We start from the raw sequence: 15,381 nt of genomic DNA on the forward strand, positions 1-15,381 counted from the left end.
GACGACCCCGTATGAATGGTCACTGGTTTCGCCGGATCCGTCTCAGGCCGGTCGGAAGGAGGTGTGCGCCCGCCCTCCCCGCGGGGGAACGAAAAGAAGGACGGGCGCAGTTCAGGGGCGGGCCGGTCGGCCCGCGGTGCGGGGCCGCGGTCAAGACCGTGCGGCGGCCGCCTTGTTGTGCAGGACGAGGGCCCGGCCGAGCGCGCCCAGCGCCGCCGTACAGGCGACCGTGCGCGCGATGTTGGCCGAGGTCCACGGCCGCTCGAACCGGCCGCGCACGGCGGCGAAGTCGGGGCTCACGGCCGCCGAACCGGCGCGGGCCAGCATCCTGTTGAGCGGGATGTTCACACACATCGTGACGGCGATGGAGACGCCGTAGAGCACGAACGCGGTCCGGATCCAGCGCGCGGCGTCCGGCTGTCCCAGACGGCGCTGGAGGGCCGCGGCGACGCCCGTGGCGAGGAAGACCCCGACGAAGAGCAGACCGAACAGCGCGCTGTTGTCGAGGACTTCGTTGATCCGCCGCATCACGCTCACATACGTACGGTCGTCACGACGGGCGAGGGCGGGCATGACACCCACGTCGAAGGTGAGATACAGCCCCGCCATGAGCCCGGTGCCGATGGTGGCGGCGGTGAGCACGGGGCCGGCGGCTGCGGGAAGAGTCTCCATGGGGCTTCCTCATCCGTTCGTGGTGGGTCTGGCCGGTATCGGGTGCGGCGCGGGGCCGCGGCGGTCAGGAGGGCCGGGTCACTCCGGCGAGGGTCCTCTCGTACCGCCTGCGCAACACCGTATTGCCGATCAGCCGTACCGGTGGCGGAATCGTGGCGGCGACGTGTGCCACCGACCGCTTGTCCGCGCCGTCGAACATCCAGGGCTGGAGCTGGGTCATGACCTTCATGGGGGCGCTGGCGATCACCTTCCGCTCGACCGCCAGATACTCCTGCGGCGCGAGCCGGGCGAAGACCGGGAAGGACACCGCCTCCTCGTCACGCAGATGAGCCCGCAGGACGGAGTCGAAGCGGGCGGCCGCCAGACCGATGGCGGGCAGGTCGCCGCGCGGCCGCAGCGCGGCCGTGACCGCGTCCATGGCCCGGTCGAGCACCACATGGTCGTCACCGAGCTGCCGCGCCTCCGCCGAGAACTCCGGTGCCCGGCGCAGCAGTCCGGGCCACAGGACGTCGTCCTCGCTGCGGTGGTGCCAGTCGATGATGTCGCGGAGCTGCTGCCACCACACGCCGGCCGCGTCGAGTCCGGCCGGGGTCAGCCGGGGCGCGGCGGCGAGCAGCCGCTGGGCGTCACGGCGCATCGCGATGTGCATCAGCGCGAACCCGTGGAAGTGAGCGGGCAGGGAAGCGAGTCCGAACTCGCTCGACATCGGGGTACTCATGGCCGCCTCCTCGTGGCTGACGCGTCGTCGCTCACGCGTCGTCGTTCCTGTAGCGCTCACCCGGTCGCGCCGGCGGGGTACGGGATCAGACGTTCCAGACGCCGGTGGCGGCCGCGTCCCTGGCGAAGTCGGCGAAGTCCCGGGGCTTGCGGCCCAGGGCCTCCTCCACACCGTGCACCAGGAAGGCGTTGCGGCCGTCGAGAGTCATCGCGAACAGGTCGGCGAACTCCTCCGGCAGGTCGTTCTCCTTCAGGAAGGCACGGTACTCGTCGCCGGTCACCGGGATGTACTTGATCTCCCGGCCGGTGGCCTTGGACAGCTCGTCGGCCACGTCCTGGTAGCTGAGCAGCCGGGGACCGGACAGCTCGTAGGTCTTGCCGATGTGCTTCGGGTCGGTGAGCGCGGCGACGACCACGTCGGCGATGTCGTCGACGTCCACGAAGGGCTCGACGGCGTGACCGGTCGGCAGCGCCAGGACTCCGGCGAGTACGGGCTCCAGGAAGAAGCTCTCGCTGAAGTTCTGGTTGAACCAGCTGGAGCGTACGACGGTCCAGTCGGCGCCGGACTCCTTCAGCTTGTTCTCGCTGATCTGCGCGCCCTCCTCGCCACGGCCGGAGAGCAGCACCAGGCGGCGGGCGCCCCGGGCGACGGCGAACTTGGAGAACTCACCGACGGACTCGGCGGCACCGGGGAAGGCGAGGTCGGGGTAGTAGGTGACGTAGACGGCTCCGACACCCTCCAGCGCGCCCTCCCAGGTGGCCGGGTCTTCCCACACGAAGGGCCGGTCCGCGTTGCGCGAGCCGATCCGCACGGGAAGTCCCTGGGCTGCGAGGCGCTCGGCGACCCGGCGGCCGGTCTTTCCGGTGCCACCGATGACAAGCGTCGTCTTCGTCTCTGTCTGGGCGTTCTGCGTGGTCTGAGTCATGAGTACAGTCAAGTCCACTCCCGTGAGACGCGACATAGCTGCAAAGCTCAGTTCCATACGCGTGCGTCTACGGTCGTCCCGTGGAGGCGCCGGGAGAGCCACCGGCGCCCGCACCGGAGTACGCCCTGGCTCAGAAGTTGCCCATGCCGCCGCAGACATTGATCGCCTGCGCGGTGATGGAGGCGGCGCTCTCCGTCGTCAGATAGCCGACCAGGCCCGCCACCTCCTCGGGGGTGGAGTAGCGGCCGAGCGGGATCTTCGCCTCGAACTGCTCCTGGACGAAGTCCTCGGTGGTGTTCCACGCCGCCGCGTACCCCTGCCGGACCTGCTCGGCCATCGGGGTCTCCACATAGCCGGGGCAGACCGCGTTCACGGTGATGCCGGCCGGCGCCAGCTCCTTGCCGAGCGCCTTGGTGAAGCCGACGACGCCGTGCTTGGACGCGGAGTACGGGGCGCCCATCAGGACGCCCTGCTTCCCGGCGGTCGAGGCGATGTTGATGATCCGGCCGTAACCGGCCTCCGTCAGGCCGCCGTTGAGCAGAACCTCGCGGGTCAGCAGGAACACCCCGTTGAGGTTCGTGTCGATGACGTCGTACCAGAGCTCGTCGGCTATCTCGGCGGTGGGCCCGCCGCCGCCCCGGCCCGCGTTGTTCACCAGGATGTTGACCGGGCCGAACTGCCCGACGACGGCGGCCACCAGAGCCGCGACCGACGCACGGTCCCGTACGTCGGCGACCGTGCCCTCGGCCTCGAGGCCCTCCGCGCGCAGATCCTCGACGGTCTGCTTGACCTCTTGGGCCGTACGCGAGCAGATGAACACCCGATGGCCTCTGCGTCCCAGCTCCCGTGCGACCCCGAGACCGATTCCCCGCGTCCCGCCCGTGATGAGGGCCACCGGGTTTCTCGGCGCCGTCATCGGTTTTCTCCGGCACTCAGCTGACCCAGATCCTGAATCTCCACGGTCTTCCTCCGTACCTCGTCGAATCCCCGTCGAAATAGCAACTCTTCGACGCTTGGTACGGTAGCCGTGCGCTGACTTTACTTCTTGAATTCTTGAGTACCTGTCGAGCGCGTCTCCAACGTCTTGATTTCTCCGGCATGACGGAGACGTTGGAACACGGACAGGAAGTTCTGATGGAATATCATTTCCATTTCCCCAAACGGTCCTGACACCACAGAAAAGACCTGCCGGAAAACACAGTGAATCATCGCGTAATTACCCCGGCCTGAACCGAGGGGAATGCGTCGGTGCGGTCAGCTCACACGCACGAGAGGCTCACGGGGAGTCTCCGGCGCCGGGGCCGCGCTCTCCGGCCCCGCCATGAGGATCGACCGCTGGAGCCTGCGCAGCCCCGCGGACGGCTCAAGGCCCAACTCCCGCACGAGCGTGCCACGCAACCGCTGGTACACGTTCAGGGCCTCGCCACGGCGCCCGGAACGGTGCAGCGCCAGCATGAACTGGCCGTGCAGATTCTCATGGGTGCGGTACCGGCTGACGAGCACGGTCAGTTCGGCGAGCAGCTCGCGATGGCGGCCCAGCCGGAGATCGGCCTCGATGCGCTGATCGAGCGCGCACAGCCGGCTCTCCTCCAGCCGCTTGATCTCCATGTCGAGCTGCGCCCCGCCGTGCACGTCGGCGAAGGCGGGCCCGCTCCACAGGGCGAGCGCCTCCCTCAACTGCCGGGCCGCGCGCGGGTGGTCACCGGCGTCCATGGCCCGGTAGCCGAGACCGGCGAGCCGGTCGAACTCCCGGACGTCACTGCTCCCGCCCCCGCTGTCGAGGCGATAGCCGCCCGGCAGCGTGACCAGCACATCCTTGGCGGTCCGCTCCTCGCCTTCCGGGGCTCCGTGTTTCAGAGCCGCGGCGATGAGGGACCGCAGCTGCAGCACATAGGTCTGGAGCGTGGTCCGGGCGCTGCGTGGGGGTTCTCCCGCCCACAGCTCCTCGATCAGCGCGGTCACGGGCACCACCTGGTCTGCGTGGAGTGCGAGTAACGCGAGCACCTGCCGGGGCTTGGGCGCCGTCGGCGTGATCGACCTCCCGTCCTGTCTCACAGCCAATGCGCCCAGTACGTCGATGTCCACGCGTCTCCCCAATCCTGCAGGTGAAGTCAGTACCGTTTGAGGCCGCTCACGGGGTGCGATTGCTGCGCATGGATTCAAAAACAGGACAGACGGTTTGTCAATACCAAACCGTCTAGACTGTTTTTTGTTAACGCTCCGTACATCGAGGTCACTCTTCGATCATGAATCGGGCTCGATGCGGGCAGGCCCAGCCGTCAAACGGGCTCCTCGACACATGTCTCAGGCCCGGCTACCGCGCAGCAGGTTCCGCAGGTCACCAGGGTGTCCAGGGCCTGCCGGGCGGCCAGTCTGGGTAGCATCAGCTCCCAGAACCTGGTCAGCGTACGCCGCGAGATCCACTCTTTGTCATCCCTCGCGCCAAGTACCTCGAAACCGACCGTCGCCGCCACGACCGCACTCGCCACGTCGTCCGGTGACACACCGTCCGCAAGTCCGCCCTCGGACGCGGCGTGTTGCAGCACGCCCTCGACCCAGCGCCGCCACTGAAACCTCAGGTTGAGACCGTCGGCGCGCGAGATGTCGCCGCTGAGCTCGAAGCCCGCCCGTACGATGACGTCCTCGTCGAGGGCGCGCATCAACGCGTGCGTGGCGTCCACCAGGAGTTGCAGGGCCCCGGCCCCTTCGGCGCGGCAGCGCTCGGTGATGAGACGCACCTCCTGGGCCGCCTCTGTCTCAACAGCCCTGGCCAGGGCGTCCTTGCTCTCGAAGTGGAAGTGCAGCGCACCGTTACTCACCCCGGCCCGCCGGCTGATCATGGTGAGCGACGCCGGAACGAATCCTTCGCGGGCGAAGACCTCCGCGGCGGCCCGGATCAACGATCGTCTCGTACGGGCGGCGCGCTCCTGCTTGACCATCAGCGTCTCCAGATGTCGGGAAGACCGGAAGCGATGCGCGGTATGCGCTGCGACATTAACAAACCGTCGACGCGGTTTGTATAAGGAATACGTCACTCCCAGCGGCGGGAACCCGCCGTCGGGACCTCTGGACTCAAGAACCACTCAAGGCGCGCTGGAGAGCGGATGGAGAGCCGCTCGATCAAATGAACCGCTCCGGAGCGGTGGCGCGACGGCTACCGGACGGCGGAGCGCCGGAGCGGAAGGAGCCATTCGGTCACGGTCCGTCATCCCGTTGGTCACGACCCGTCAGAGAAATACCGGCGCCGCCGGCCCTCAGTCGTCCGCCGGTTCCTGTCCGTCCGCGGCGGCGGCCAGCTTCCTGGCGGCCTCGACGCGTGCGCCCCGGTCGTGCGCCACGTCCAGCCCCAGCAGCAGGCGCGGCATCACCATGCTGGGCAGCAGGTGCTCCCACATCACCGACACCCGGTGCTCCACGTCCCGGCGGCCGGCCACCACGCGCGAGTAGACGTGAATCCCCGTCCAGGCGCCGACCAGCAGCTCGGCCGTCTCCCTCGGATTGACGTACGGCAGGAGCTCGCCCCGCTCCTTGGCCTGGACCAGCAGGTCCTCGCTCAGACACGACCACACCGGGAAGGGACCGACATCGGAGAAGTCGACCGATCCCTGCTCCACGGCGAGCCGGGTGCCGGCCCTGAGGATCATGTCGTGCAGCGAACGGTGCGCGACGACCATCGTCACATCGATCAGCTCCTGGACCTTCCAGTCCGTCGGCCCCACGACAAGGTCCCTGGTCTGATCGCTCAGCACACCCCGCGCCAGATCCTCCTTGGACGGGAAGTGGAAGTAGAGGGCACCCTTGGTCACCTCGGAGCGGGCCAGGATCTCCGCGATCGTGGCGGCGTCGTAGCCATATTGGTCGAAGACCGAGGCCGCCGCCTCAAGGATCGCAGCGCGCGTTCTGATCGCACGCTGTTGCTGTGCCATGCGGTGTGGCTCCTGTCGTGCTGTTCGCGGGGTATCCGCGCTGTCCTTGCTGCGACTCCCCCGCCGTGCGCCGTCAACCCTATCGACTAAACCGGGTGGTCTGTATATTCCCCGCTCCGGGAGAGCTCGACAGCTCCCGTCCCACATCCGTGCTCCACGGGGAGACAGCTATGTCCGAGATGACATTCCGGATGGACGGCACTTCGCGCACCCAGACACCGGCCGGGGCACCCGGTGCCGGCGCTCCCATTCCGCCGGGGCCACGACTCACCACCACGGTGCCCAAAGAGTTCGTGCACCGTGCGGCCGTGGCGGAGGTCCTGCTCACGGGGTGGCGCCGGACGGACGATACACGCTTCGCTGTGACGGCCCAGTGGCCAAGGCTGCACAGCTTCTTCACTCCGGTCCGGGGCAGTCATGATCCGCTGCTGACCGCGGAAACAATCCGCCAGGTCGGTTCCCTGCTGGCGCACGCCGAGTTCGGTACGCCTCTGGGACACCACTTCCTGATGCGGGACCTGTCCTTCACCGTGGAGCCGCGGCATCTCGCGATCGGCGGTGTCCCCGCCGGTCTCGAACTCGACGTCACCTGCTCGCAGATACGAAGGCGTGGCAGCGAACTCGCCGGGCTGCGCTACGAGGCCGTCATCCACCGCGACGGGCAGATCGTCGCGACCGGCGGCGCGTCCTACGTCTGCGCCACCCCGGCGGTGTACCGCCGGCTGCGCGGAGAGCGCGCCTCGCGTTCCGACGTACAGCCGCCGCCACCCCTGGCGGCGCCGGTCCCGCCGCAGAGCGTCGGGCGCTCCACACCGTTCGACGTCGTGCTGTCCCCGACCGGGGACGCCCAGACCTGGCAGCTGCGCGTCGACACGGGGCATCCCATACTCTTCGACCATCCGGTCGACCATATCCCGGGCATGGTCCTGCTAGAAGCGGCACGCCAGGCGGCCACCTCGGTTCTGCGCACGGACGCGTGCGTACCGACCAGTTTCACCGGCGAGTTCCCTCGCTTCGCCGAGCTGGACCTGCCGTGCCGTATCGAGCTCCAGCACCTGCCCGGGGACTTCGCCGGGCTCTCCTCGGTCCGGGTGACCGGCCATCAGGAGGGCGAACCGGTCTTCAGCTGTGTCGTGGGGGCGCCGCTGCTCGGCTCCTGAGCACCGCCGCTTCCGGGGGCGCTCCGCCGGTGCGGGCGACGGCCCGCACCGGCGCGTGCGCGGCTCGGAGCCTGTCGGGTGACGGGCTCTCACAGCACGGTGTAGCCGCCGTCCACCGGCAGGACCGCGCCGGTGACGAAAGAGGCCCGGTCACTGCACAGCCAGGCCGCGGCCTCCGCCACTTCCGCCGGTTCTCCCGTGCGGGGCTGCGGGGTCGACCGGTGCAGCATCTTCTCCGCCTCGGGGTGCCTGGCGAACCACTCCTGGCCGACCTCACTGCGTGTCATGCCGGGCGCGAGGGCGTTGACGCGTATCCGCCGGGCCCCGTACTCCGCGGCCGCGGCCCTGCTGAGACCGACCACGGCATGCATCGCCGCGACATAGGCGGCGGAGACCGGGGTGGCCACCAGCCCGGCGACACTGCTGCTGTTCACGATCGAACCGCCTCTGCCGCTCGCGAGCATCGCCGCGATCTGGTGGCGTAAGCCGTTCCAGACCCCCCGGACGTTGGTATCCATGATCGCGTCGTACTCGTCGTCCTCCGTCCGGTGCAGCGGAGTCTGGTCGGCCCCCAGTCCCGCGCTGTTGAAGGCGGCGTCCAGTCCGCCGAAGCGGTCCACCGCCGCCTTCACGGCGCGGGCCACATCGCTCGATCTGGTGACATCACCCACCACGTACTCGGCTCTCCCGCCCGCCTGTCTGACGTCCTCGGCGACGGCGGCGAGACGCTCTTCCCGTCGCGCCAGGAGTACCACCGAGGCCCCTTCGCGGGCGAACACCCGCGCGGCGGCGGCGCCGATACCGCTGCTCGCCCCGGTGATGAGGGCGGTCTTGCCAGTGAGCATCAGTGAGTTGGTCGACATGGCCGGATTGTGCCAGTGAGCCGCCGTGTGCGGAGCCTTCTTGAGGTTTTTCCAAGCTGAACAACCGATTAATAGGCGTGACCAGTGCTGTTGGCCGCCTGCTCCTCGACCAGGTCGAGATACTCGGAGGCCCGCGCCTCGGCGGCGGGACGCCGCGGTGGCGGGATCCGCCGCAGAGCGTGCCGCCGGGAGCGGCGGGTGAGCAGATCGGTCGACAGGGCGGTCCGCGGCGACAGCAGAAAGGCGCGCGCCCGCCGCCGCGCGCGGCGCCGCAGGGTGAGGTAGAAGCCCGCGGCGACAAGGAAGTTGACGGCTACTTTGCCGAGGATGCCCGTGACCGAGTTCAGCAGGGGCGCGTCGAAGAGCCAGTGCATGCCCATGGCGGTCAGGACACAGAGGACGGCCGGGACGATCCGTCGGCGCGTCGGGCGGTCGTCGTGGGCGAACAGGAAGCCGATCCCGGTTCCGGCCACGGCGGTCATCGCCCAGTGCGAGCCCAGGCCCGTCAGCACGACCCGGGTGGTGAAGGACTGCGTGACATCGGTACCCCCGTTCACTCCCCCACTGACCAGGATGGAGTTCATCGCGTACGTCCAGTTCTCCACGACCTGGAAACCCAGGCCGGTGAACGCGCCGAGGAAGAACCCGTCGAGCGGACCGCGGACCAGCCGGCGGGCGCCGAGGGCGATCAGCGCGACGCCGGACGCCTTGAGGAGTTCCTCGTTGAGCGGCGCGGTGAGCGCGGCGGCCCACCGTGAAGCGAAAGAGATGCCGGCGCTCTTGAACCAGATGCCCTGCAGCCCGGTGTTGGCCACGATGGCGCAGCCGGTCGCCGCGGAGGCCCCCCAGGCGACGCCGCTCCAGGCCCAGGCGCGCGGCGGTGACCGGAAGGGCCGCAGGCGGGCCAGGACGCCCACCCCGATCCCGACAGTGATCAGAAGCAGCACAAGGGCCAGCAGAGCGAGGCCGGGGAAGACACGGATGAGCCCGGCGAACTCGAAGATGATCAGCGCGGCGCCCAGCACGCACAGGGCGGCGCACAGCCGGGCGACCGACCGCCGTCCCAGAAATCCGCGCGCCGCCGAGGACGCCGAGGACGCGACGTCCGCCGTCATGACGCCGCCGGCGGAAAGGAGACACTGCGGGCCACGGCCATGGCGTCCGCCAGTGCGCGCGGACCGGTGCCCGGTTCGGCCAGTACGGTGACCTCTACCGCGTAACTCCCGACGGGCGGCAGCCACACGTCGGCCGTACCGGTGCGGCCGTCGCGGGACAGCGCCCCGGTCAGGCCCTTCGCTCCCGCGGTGCCGGTGACCGGTCGCGCACTGCCCAGCCGGCTGCCGCTGTCCGCGACGGACTGGACCTTGCGCAGGCCGGTCCACAGCTGCCCGGCGTCGGCGGTGCCGGGGAGATCGACGAAGCCGGCGACCAGATCGACGCCGTCGCGGGACAGCGCGTACTGGGAATTCGGGTTGCTCACGGACTTGCTCAGCACCCAGCCCGCCCCCACCACCCGCAGCGTGGCGACATCGTCGCCAGGTCCCAGCACCAGGAGCGCGCCGTCCCGCACGCTCTCTCCGTCGTCCAGGGACCGGTCGATCAGCGGCCAGCCGACCGTCAGGGCGGCCATCAGCAGCAGTACGCCACCGGCAGCCCACCAGGTCGGCCGGGGCGTTCGCCGGGGTGAGCGCCGGGTGACCGATGGGGAGTCCATTCCCCCACGGTCGGTCAGCGACCGCCCCCACGCAGTGTCAGCGACTCATTCGGGTGGCGGGCGCCCAGGTCCTGTCCGGTCGAGTCCGGGGGCTGGTGTGAGAACGCACCGCACGGGCACTCGATATTTTTAAGGACCCCCGACCACTGCGTAAGGAGCACTGCACTCAATGGAATCAAGGGACTCGGTCAACATATTCGTCATGGGACTGGACGATCTCAACAGGGAAACGCTGGAACACGTACCGGGAGCGGAACAGTACCGGTTTCACGCCCTGCTGACGATCGAAGAGCTCCAGAACGGCGACATCGATATCCCTGGTCTGCTCGCCAAGGCGGAGAGCCAGCTGGATGGTTTCGACGGAACCGTCGACGCCATCGTGGGTTACTGGGATTTCCCGGTGAGTTCTCTGGTCCCCATTCTGTGCGAGCGGTACGGCGTGCGCAGCACCAGCCTGGAGTCCATCGTCAAGTGCGAGCACAAATACTGGAGCCGGCTTGAGCAGCGGAAGGTCGTCAGCGAACTTCCCGGCTTCGGAATCGTCGATCTGGACGGCACACCGGAGGTTCCGGAGGGGCTTCGCTTCCCGCTGTGGCTGAAGCCGGTCAAGTCCTTCTCCTCCGATCTGGCGTTCGGAGTGAATGACGAGGAGGAATTCCAGCAGGCCGTGAAGGAGATCCGGGCGGGAATCAGCCGCATCGGTGAGCCCTTCGAGGACGTTCTCGGACATCTGGACATCCCCGCGGAGATAGCCGATGTGGGTGGACAGGCCTGCCTGGCGGAAGAGGCGCTGGCCGGTGTCCAGGTGGCCGTCGAGGGATACGCGTTCAACGGCGAAGTGACCCTGTACGGGGTGCTGGACTCCATCACGTACCCCGACAGCGCCTGCTTCCTGCGCCACCAGTACCCGGCGAACCTGCCGGACGAGGCCGTCCGGCGGCTGACGGACATCTCCGAGCGGGTGATCCGGCAGATCGGGCTGGATTCGGTGACATTCAGCATTGAATACTTCTACGACCCGGAGACCGGGGACATCAATATCCTGGAAATCAACCCACGGCACTCGCAGTCGCACGCGGAGATGTTCGAGTATGTCGACGGCGTGCCGAACCATCACTGCATGCTGAGCCTCGCGCTCGGGCGTGACCCCAGGATGCCGACGGGGAAGGGATCGTACGAAGTAGCCGCCAAATGGTATTACCGTCGGTTCGAGGACGGCGTCGTGCGGCGGGTGCCGAGCGCCGAGGAGATCGAGCGACTGCAGGCGGACATCCCCGGTCTGAAGATTGATATCGTCCCGCGCGAAGGCCAGCGGCTTTCGGACATGACCGATCAGGACAGCTACAGCTATGAACTCGCCCACCTCTTCATCGGCGCACAGAGCGAGGAGGAACTCTGCGCGAAGTACGAACGCTGTGTGGCCTCAATGAACTTCGAGATCACCGACGCGATCACCGACAGCACGACAGAAGGAGATGACGTACGGTAATGCGTTCTGTGACCGACCTGCCCCATCCGGTCAAGGAAGAGCAGCATGTCTGGATCCCGGTCTCCGACGGCACGCGGCTTTCCGCCCGCATATGGCGGCCGGTCTCGTCCGACGACGAACCCGTGCCCGCGGTACTGGAGTCCATCCCCTACCGCAAACGGGATCTGACCTCCGTCCGTGATTCCATTCATCACCCTTACATGGCCGGGCACGGCTATGCCTGCGTACGGCTCGATCTCCGCGGCTCCGGGGAATCCGAGGGTGTGCTTCTCGACGAGTATCTCGACATCGAGCAGCGCGACGCCGAGGACGTCCTCGCCTGGCTCGCCGAACAGCCCTGGTGCAACGGGCGGCTGGGCATGATGGGGCTGTCCTGGGGCGCCTTCGGGGCGCTCCAGGTCGCGGCGCGGCGGCCGCCCGGACTGGAGGCGATCGTCATCGCCTCCTTCACGGACGACCGCTACGCCGACGACATGCACTACATGGGCGGCTGCATGCTGTCCGACAATCTGGCCGAGGCCGGCACGATGTTCGCGTACGCCACCTGCCCGCCCGACCCGGCGCTGGTCGGCGGCCGGTGGCGGGACATGTGGTTCGAGCGCCTGGAGAGCAGCGGGCCCTGGGTGGCCGAGTGGCTGCGCCACCAGCGCCGAGACGACTACTGGCGGCACGCCTCCGTCTGTGAGGACTACGCGGCCGTGGAGTGCGCGGTACTGGCCTCCAGCGGCTGGGCGGACGGCTACTCCAACGCGGTGACCCGGCTGCTGGAACATCTGGACGTACCGCGCAAGGGGCTGATCGGCCCGTGGTCCCACAAGTTCCCCCACCTGGGGGAACCCGGTCCCGCGATCGGGTATCTGCAGGAGGTCGTGCGCTGGTGGGACCACTGGCTCAAGGACGCCGACAACGGCGCGATGGACGGCCCCATGCTCCAGACCTGGATGCAGGAGAGCGTGCCGCCGTCGACCTCGTACGAGGAACGGCCGGGCCGCTGGGTGGGCGAGCCGCAGTGGCCCTCACCGCGGATCGAGCGGGTCAGCTATCCGCTGGAGCACCACCGGATCGCCGCGGCGGACGAACGGCCGGGTGAGCCGGTGGCCGAGCCACTGGGCACGGCGGTGGACGAGCCACCGGGAAAGTCCGCCGACGGCGCCGTCATGTCGGTCCAGTCGCCCCTGTCCGTGGGGCAGTTCGCCGGGAAGTGGGCCTCGTACAACGCGCCGCCCGACCTCCCCTACGACCAGCGTGAAGAGGACGGCGGCTCACTGGTCTTCGACAGTGACGAACTCACCGAGCGGCTGGAGATTCTCGGCGCGCCGTCGGTGGAGCTCGAACTCTCCGTGAGCGAACCCGTCGCGATGGTCGCCGTACGCCTGTCGGACGTGGCCCCCGACGGGCGGGCCACCCGGGTCAGTTACGGGCTGCTCAATCTCACCCGCCGGGACAGTCAGGAGGAGCCCGAGCCGCTCGAACCGGGCCGGCGCTATCGCGTCGAGGTCCAGCTCAACGGGGTGGCACAGGCCTTCCCGCCGGGACACCGGGTCCGGCTGTCGTTGTCGACCTCGTACTGGCCGCTCGCGTGGCCGCCGCCGAAGCCGGTCCTGATGCGTGTCCACGCGGGCCTCAGCTCCCTGAAGCTGCCGGTCCGCCCGCTGGACGGAGCCGACCACGAGGACGTCCGGCCGTTCGGCGAACCGGAAGGCGCCCCGCCGATCGCGACCGACCAGAAGCAGCCGCTCGAGCAGCGCTGGACGGTCTCCCGCGATCTGGTCGGGTACAACTCCGCCCTGGAAATCGTCAAGGACAGCGGAGTCACTCACTACGAGGACATCAATCTCGATGTGGGCCGCCGGGCCTTCGAGCGCTATACGTCGGTGGCCGACGACTTCTCGTCGGTACGGGGTGAGTCCACCTGGACGATGACGTTCAGCCGCGACGGCTGGGAGACACGTACGGTGACCAGCACCGAACTCACCTCCACCGAGGACGAGTTCCTGCTGCACGCCACCCTGGACGCGTACGAGGGATCCCGGCGGGTGTTCTCCCGCAACTGGAGTCTCACCTTCCGCAGGGATCTCGTCTGACCCGGACCCGCACGAAGGAGACCGGCCGCCCCGTATCCGCCGCCCGCTCCCCCCGGTCGGCGCCATCCGGAGAACGTCAGCGCGCCGACTGTCCCGGCAAGCGGCGGTGTATATAACATCTCGTCCGCCCTGATTACTATGCGCGCGAGGGCTATTCTGCGCCTCGTTGACCACTATAGTACGGGGTGGGCGGTTTGTTTTTTCAAACCCGGGTCCGTAGAAAGGCTTTTCATGGCAACACAGGAGCGCGCCATCAGGACGCGCCTGGCGATCCTGGAGGCGGCGGGCGCGGTCTTCGACGAATACGGCTACGCGTCGACCACCCTCACGATGGTGCTGGAACGCGCTCAAGTCACCAAGGGCGCCCTCTACTTCCACTTCCAGTCGAAGGAGGCCCTGGCCCAGGCCGTCCTGGACGAGCAGGTGCAGCTGGGCGCCGTACCGCCGCAGGCCTGCAAACTGCAGGAGGTCATCGACATGACCTTCGCCGTCGCCCATCGGCTCCTGGAGAACGCCCTGCTCAGGGGAAGCGTCCGGCTCACGGTGGACCAGGGCGCTCCGCCGGGCGTCGACCACAGCGGCCCCTTCCGCCAATGGCCGGATCATCTGGTCCTGTTGATGGAACAGGCCCGCGAGCAGGGTGAGTTGCTGCCGAGTGTGCAGCCGCGTGACACGGCGGAACTGCTGGTCGGCGCGTTCGCCGGCATCCAGCTGATGTCCCGGGCGCTCACCCGTCGGGAGGATCTCGGGCGCCGGGTCTCCCTGCTGTGGGGGCACATACTGCCCAGCATCGCCGTCCCCGGTCTGATCCCCAGCATCGACACCGCGCCGGACCGTGGGGCGCGCGTGACGGCGGCGAGCTCTGCAGTCTGACCGATGATCCTGCTGACCGGAGTCACCGGCACCGTCGGACGGCTGGTCGCCGAGCGTCTGGCCACCGACGAGCCCGTCCGCCTCCTCTCCCGTGACCCTCGCCGTATCGCCGCCCTCGCAGGACCCAGGACCGAGGCCGTGGGCGGCGACTTCGCCGATCCGTCGAGCCTGGCCGCCGCGCTGACCGGTGTCAGAGCGGCCTTCCTCGTCACGTCCGACCCGCTCACCCCCGCCCATGACGAGCATTTCGTCGCCGCCGCGCGCTCGGCCGGCGTACGCCACGTGGTGAAGCTCTCCGCGCGGGCGGTGGCCGAGCCGGACGCCACCGATCTGATCACCCGCTGGCAGCGGGACAACGAGGAACTCCTCCGCGCCTCGGGCATCGAATGGACCTTCCTGCGCCCCCGGGCCTTCATGTCCAACACCCTGGGCTGGGCCCGGGCCGTCCGCGACGAGGGTGTGGTGCGTACGGTCAACGGCGCGTCGCGCAACGCCACCGTCGATCCCCGCGACATCGCCGACACCGCCGTACTGTCCCTCACCGGCACCGGTCACGCGGGCCGGGCCTACCCGCTCACCGGCCCCGCCGCGATCAGCTCCGCCGACCAGGTCGCCGTGCTGGCCGCCTTGCTGGAACGGCCCCTGAGGTGCGAGGACATGACGCGGGACCAGGCGTACCAGGGCCTGCTCGCCCGCTATCCGTCTCCCGTGGCCGACGCCCTCATGGAGAGCGCCGTACGCCAGCGGTCCGGCGCCAAGGCCGGGGTGGAACCGACGGTGGAGACGCTCCTGGGCCGGGCGGCCGGTACGTACCGTGCCTGGGCACACGACCACATCCAGGCCTTCCGCCCCGTCTGAAAGATCCCCGACGGGTTCCCGGCGGGTTCCCGGCGGCCTCCCTTACCTCGCGGGTAATCGACCCCCTCCCGGATACGCGGCATCGTTGCGATGACCGGG

Annotated in this window: 15 protein-coding genes; 5 read left to right on the top strand and 10 right to left on the bottom strand. The window is 68.8% G+C overall.

The features are described from left to right. Positions 1 to 150: 150 nt before the first annotated feature. From ACFVWW_RS01555 to ACFVWW_RS01585, 7 genes are all read right to left on the bottom strand, one after another. A complete protein-coding gene (locus ACFVWW_RS01555; protein ID WP_386875229.1) occupies positions 151 to 672 on the bottom strand; it encodes a DUF1772 domain-containing protein in 522 nt (173 codons plus the stop codon). 64 nt (positions 673 to 736) lie between these two features. Next, positions 737 to 1,390 carry a hemerythrin domain-containing protein gene (locus tag ACFVWW_RS01560; protein WP_384327681.1) on the bottom strand — a complete coding sequence of 218 codons (654 nt, stop codon included), beginning with the start codon at positions 1,388 to 1,390 and terminating at the stop codon, positions 737 to 739. A gap of 85 nt (positions 1,391 to 1,475) precedes the next feature. Then, positions 1,476 to 2,315, bottom strand: a complete 840-nt coding sequence (locus ACFVWW_RS01565) for an NmrA family NAD(P)-binding protein (RefSeq protein ID WP_384181786.1) — start codon at positions 2,313 to 2,315, stop codon at positions 1,476 to 1,478. A 130-nt stretch (positions 2,316 to 2,445) separates the two neighbouring features. Next, positions 2,446 to 3,231, bottom strand: a complete 786-nt coding sequence (fabG, locus tag ACFVWW_RS01570; RefSeq protein WP_384181787.1) for a 3-oxoacyl-ACP reductase FabG — start codon at positions 3,229 to 3,231, stop codon at positions 2,446 to 2,448. A 338-nt stretch (positions 3,232 to 3,569) separates the two neighbouring features. Further along, positions 3,570 to 4,400 carry a BTAD domain-containing putative transcriptional regulator gene (locus tag ACFVWW_RS01575; protein WP_386875232.1) on the bottom strand — a complete coding sequence of 277 codons (831 nt, stop codon included), beginning with the start codon at positions 4,398 to 4,400 and terminating at the stop codon, positions 3,570 to 3,572. Between the two features lie 194 nt (positions 4,401 to 4,594). Next, a complete protein-coding gene (locus ACFVWW_RS01580; protein WP_384181791.1) occupies positions 4,595 to 5,254 on the bottom strand; it encodes a ScbR family autoregulator-binding transcription factor in 660 nt (219 codons plus the stop codon). A gap of 315 nt (positions 5,255 to 5,569) precedes the next feature. Then, complete coding sequence (locus ACFVWW_RS01585; protein ID WP_384181793.1) at positions 5,570 to 6,241, bottom strand: ScbR family autoregulator-binding transcription factor; 672 nt, start codon at positions 6,239 to 6,241, stop codon at positions 5,570 to 5,572. Between the two features lie 170 nt (positions 6,242 to 6,411). On the opposite strand from ACFVWW_RS01585, the gene ACFVWW_RS01590 reads away from it, so the two are divergent. Next, positions 6,412 to 7,401, top strand: coding sequence for a ScbA/BarX family gamma-butyrolactone biosynthesis protein (locus ACFVWW_RS01590; RefSeq protein ID WP_386875235.1), 990 nt, complete (start codon positions 6,412 to 6,414; stop codon positions 7,399 to 7,401). Between the two features lie 89 nt (positions 7,402 to 7,490). Here the strand turns inward: ACFVWW_RS01590 and ACFVWW_RS01595 are convergent, their stop codons facing one another. From ACFVWW_RS01595 to ACFVWW_RS01605, 3 genes are all read right to left on the bottom strand, one after another. Then, positions 7,491 to 8,264 (bottom strand): SDR family NAD(P)-dependent oxidoreductase, encoded by a 774-nt coding sequence (locus ACFVWW_RS01595; RefSeq protein ID WP_384181795.1) that lies wholly within the window; start codon positions 8,262 to 8,264, stop codon positions 7,491 to 7,493. Between the two features lie 68 nt (positions 8,265 to 8,332). Continuing rightward, positions 8,333 to 9,379: a PrsW family intramembrane metalloprotease gene (locus ACFVWW_RS01600; protein ID WP_384181797.1), complete on the bottom strand. Its 1,047-nt coding sequence runs from the start codon at positions 9,377 to 9,379 to the stop codon at positions 8,333 to 8,335. Next, a complete protein-coding gene (locus ACFVWW_RS01605) occupies positions 9,376 to 9,978 on the bottom strand; it encodes a hypothetical protein (RefSeq protein WP_386875238.1) in 603 nt (200 codons plus the stop codon). Before ACFVWW_RS01605 ends, ACFVWW_RS01600 begins: the two co-directional genes overlap by 4 nt. A gap of 169 nt (positions 9,979 to 10,147) precedes the next feature. Here ACFVWW_RS01605 and ACFVWW_RS01610 point away from each other — a divergent pair, with 169 nt between their 5' ends. The 4 genes from ACFVWW_RS01610 to ACFVWW_RS01625 all read left to right on the top strand — a co-directional run bounded on the left by ACFVWW_RS01610 (position 10,148) and on the right by ACFVWW_RS01625 (position 15,282). Further along, positions 10,148 to 11,467: an acetyl-CoA carboxylase biotin carboxylase subunit family protein gene (locus ACFVWW_RS01610; protein ID WP_384181801.1), complete on the top strand. Its 1,320-nt coding sequence runs from the start codon at positions 10,148 to 10,150 to the stop codon at positions 11,465 to 11,467. Further along, the gene (locus ACFVWW_RS01615; RefSeq protein ID WP_386875240.1) at positions 11,467 to 13,551 is read left to right on the top strand and encodes a CocE/NonD family hydrolase; all 2,085 of its coding nucleotides are present in this window, start codon (positions 11,467 to 11,469) and stop codon (positions 13,549 to 13,551) included. Before ACFVWW_RS01610 ends, ACFVWW_RS01615 begins: the two co-directional genes overlap by 1 nt. A gap of 231 nt (positions 13,552 to 13,782) precedes the next feature. Further along, a complete protein-coding gene (locus ACFVWW_RS01620) occupies positions 13,783 to 14,424 on the top strand; it encodes a ScbR family autoregulator-binding transcription factor (RefSeq protein WP_384181805.1) in 642 nt (213 codons plus the stop codon). Between the two features lie 3 nt (positions 14,425 to 14,427). Beyond that, positions 14,428 to 15,282, top strand: a complete 855-nt coding sequence (locus tag ACFVWW_RS01625) for an NAD(P)H-binding protein (protein WP_384327693.1) — start codon at positions 14,428 to 14,430, stop codon at positions 15,280 to 15,282. Positions 15,283 to 15,381: the final 99 nt, after the last annotated feature.

This window comes from Streptomyces sp. NPDC058198, assembly GCF_042882605.1.
GTDB lineage: Bacteria > Actinomycetota > Actinomycetes > Streptomycetales > Streptomycetaceae > Streptomyces.

Excerpts from the sequence above, each read along its gene's own strand:
- ACFVWW_RS01555 (WP_386875229.1), bottom strand. The coding sequence starts at position 672 with ATGGAGACTCTTCCCGCAGCCGCCGGCCCCGTGCTCACCGCCGCCACC.
- ACFVWW_RS01560 (WP_384327681.1), bottom strand. The coding sequence starts at position 1,390 with ATGAGTACCCCGATGTCGAGCGAGTTCGGACTCGCTTCCCTGCCCGCT.
- ACFVWW_RS01565 (WP_384181786.1), bottom strand. The coding sequence starts at position 2,315 with ATGACTCAGACCACGCAGAACGCCCAGACAGAGACGAAGACGACGCTT.
- fabG (WP_384181787.1), bottom strand. The coding sequence starts at position 3,231 with ATGACGGCGCCGAGAAACCCGGTGGCCCTCATCACGGGCGGGACGCGG.
- ACFVWW_RS01580 (WP_384181791.1), bottom strand. The coding sequence starts at position 5,254 with ATGGTCAAGCAGGAGCGCGCCGCCCGTACGAGACGATCGTTGATCCGG.
- ACFVWW_RS01585 (WP_384181793.1), bottom strand. The coding sequence starts at position 6,241 with ATGGCACAGCAACAGCGTGCGATCAGAACGCGCGCTGCGATCCTTGAG.
- ACFVWW_RS01590 (WP_386875235.1), top strand. The coding sequence starts at position 6,412 with ATGTCCGAGATGACATTCCGGATGGACGGCACTTCGCGCACCCAGACA.
- ACFVWW_RS01595 (WP_384181795.1), bottom strand. The coding sequence starts at position 8,264 with ATGTCGACCAACTCACTGATGCTCACTGGCAAGACCGCCCTCATCACC.
- ACFVWW_RS01600 (WP_384181797.1), bottom strand. The coding sequence starts at position 9,379 with ATGACGGCGGACGTCGCGTCCTCGGCGTCCTCGGCGGCGCGCGGATTT.
- ACFVWW_RS01605 (WP_386875238.1), bottom strand. The coding sequence starts at position 9,978 with ATGGACTCCCCATCGGTCACCCGGCGCTCACCCCGGCGAACGCCCCGG.
- ACFVWW_RS01610 (WP_384181801.1), top strand. The coding sequence starts at position 10,148 with ATGGAATCAAGGGACTCGGTCAACATATTCGTCATGGGACTGGACGAT.
- ACFVWW_RS01615 (WP_386875240.1), top strand. The coding sequence starts at position 11,467 with ATGCGTTCTGTGACCGACCTGCCCCATCCGGTCAAGGAAGAGCAGCAT.
- ACFVWW_RS01620 (WP_384181805.1), top strand. The coding sequence starts at position 13,783 with ATGGCAACACAGGAGCGCGCCATCAGGACGCGCCTGGCGATCCTGGAG.
- ACFVWW_RS01625 (WP_384327693.1), top strand. The coding sequence starts at position 14,428 with ATGATCCTGCTGACCGGAGTCACCGGCACCGTCGGACGGCTGGTCGCC.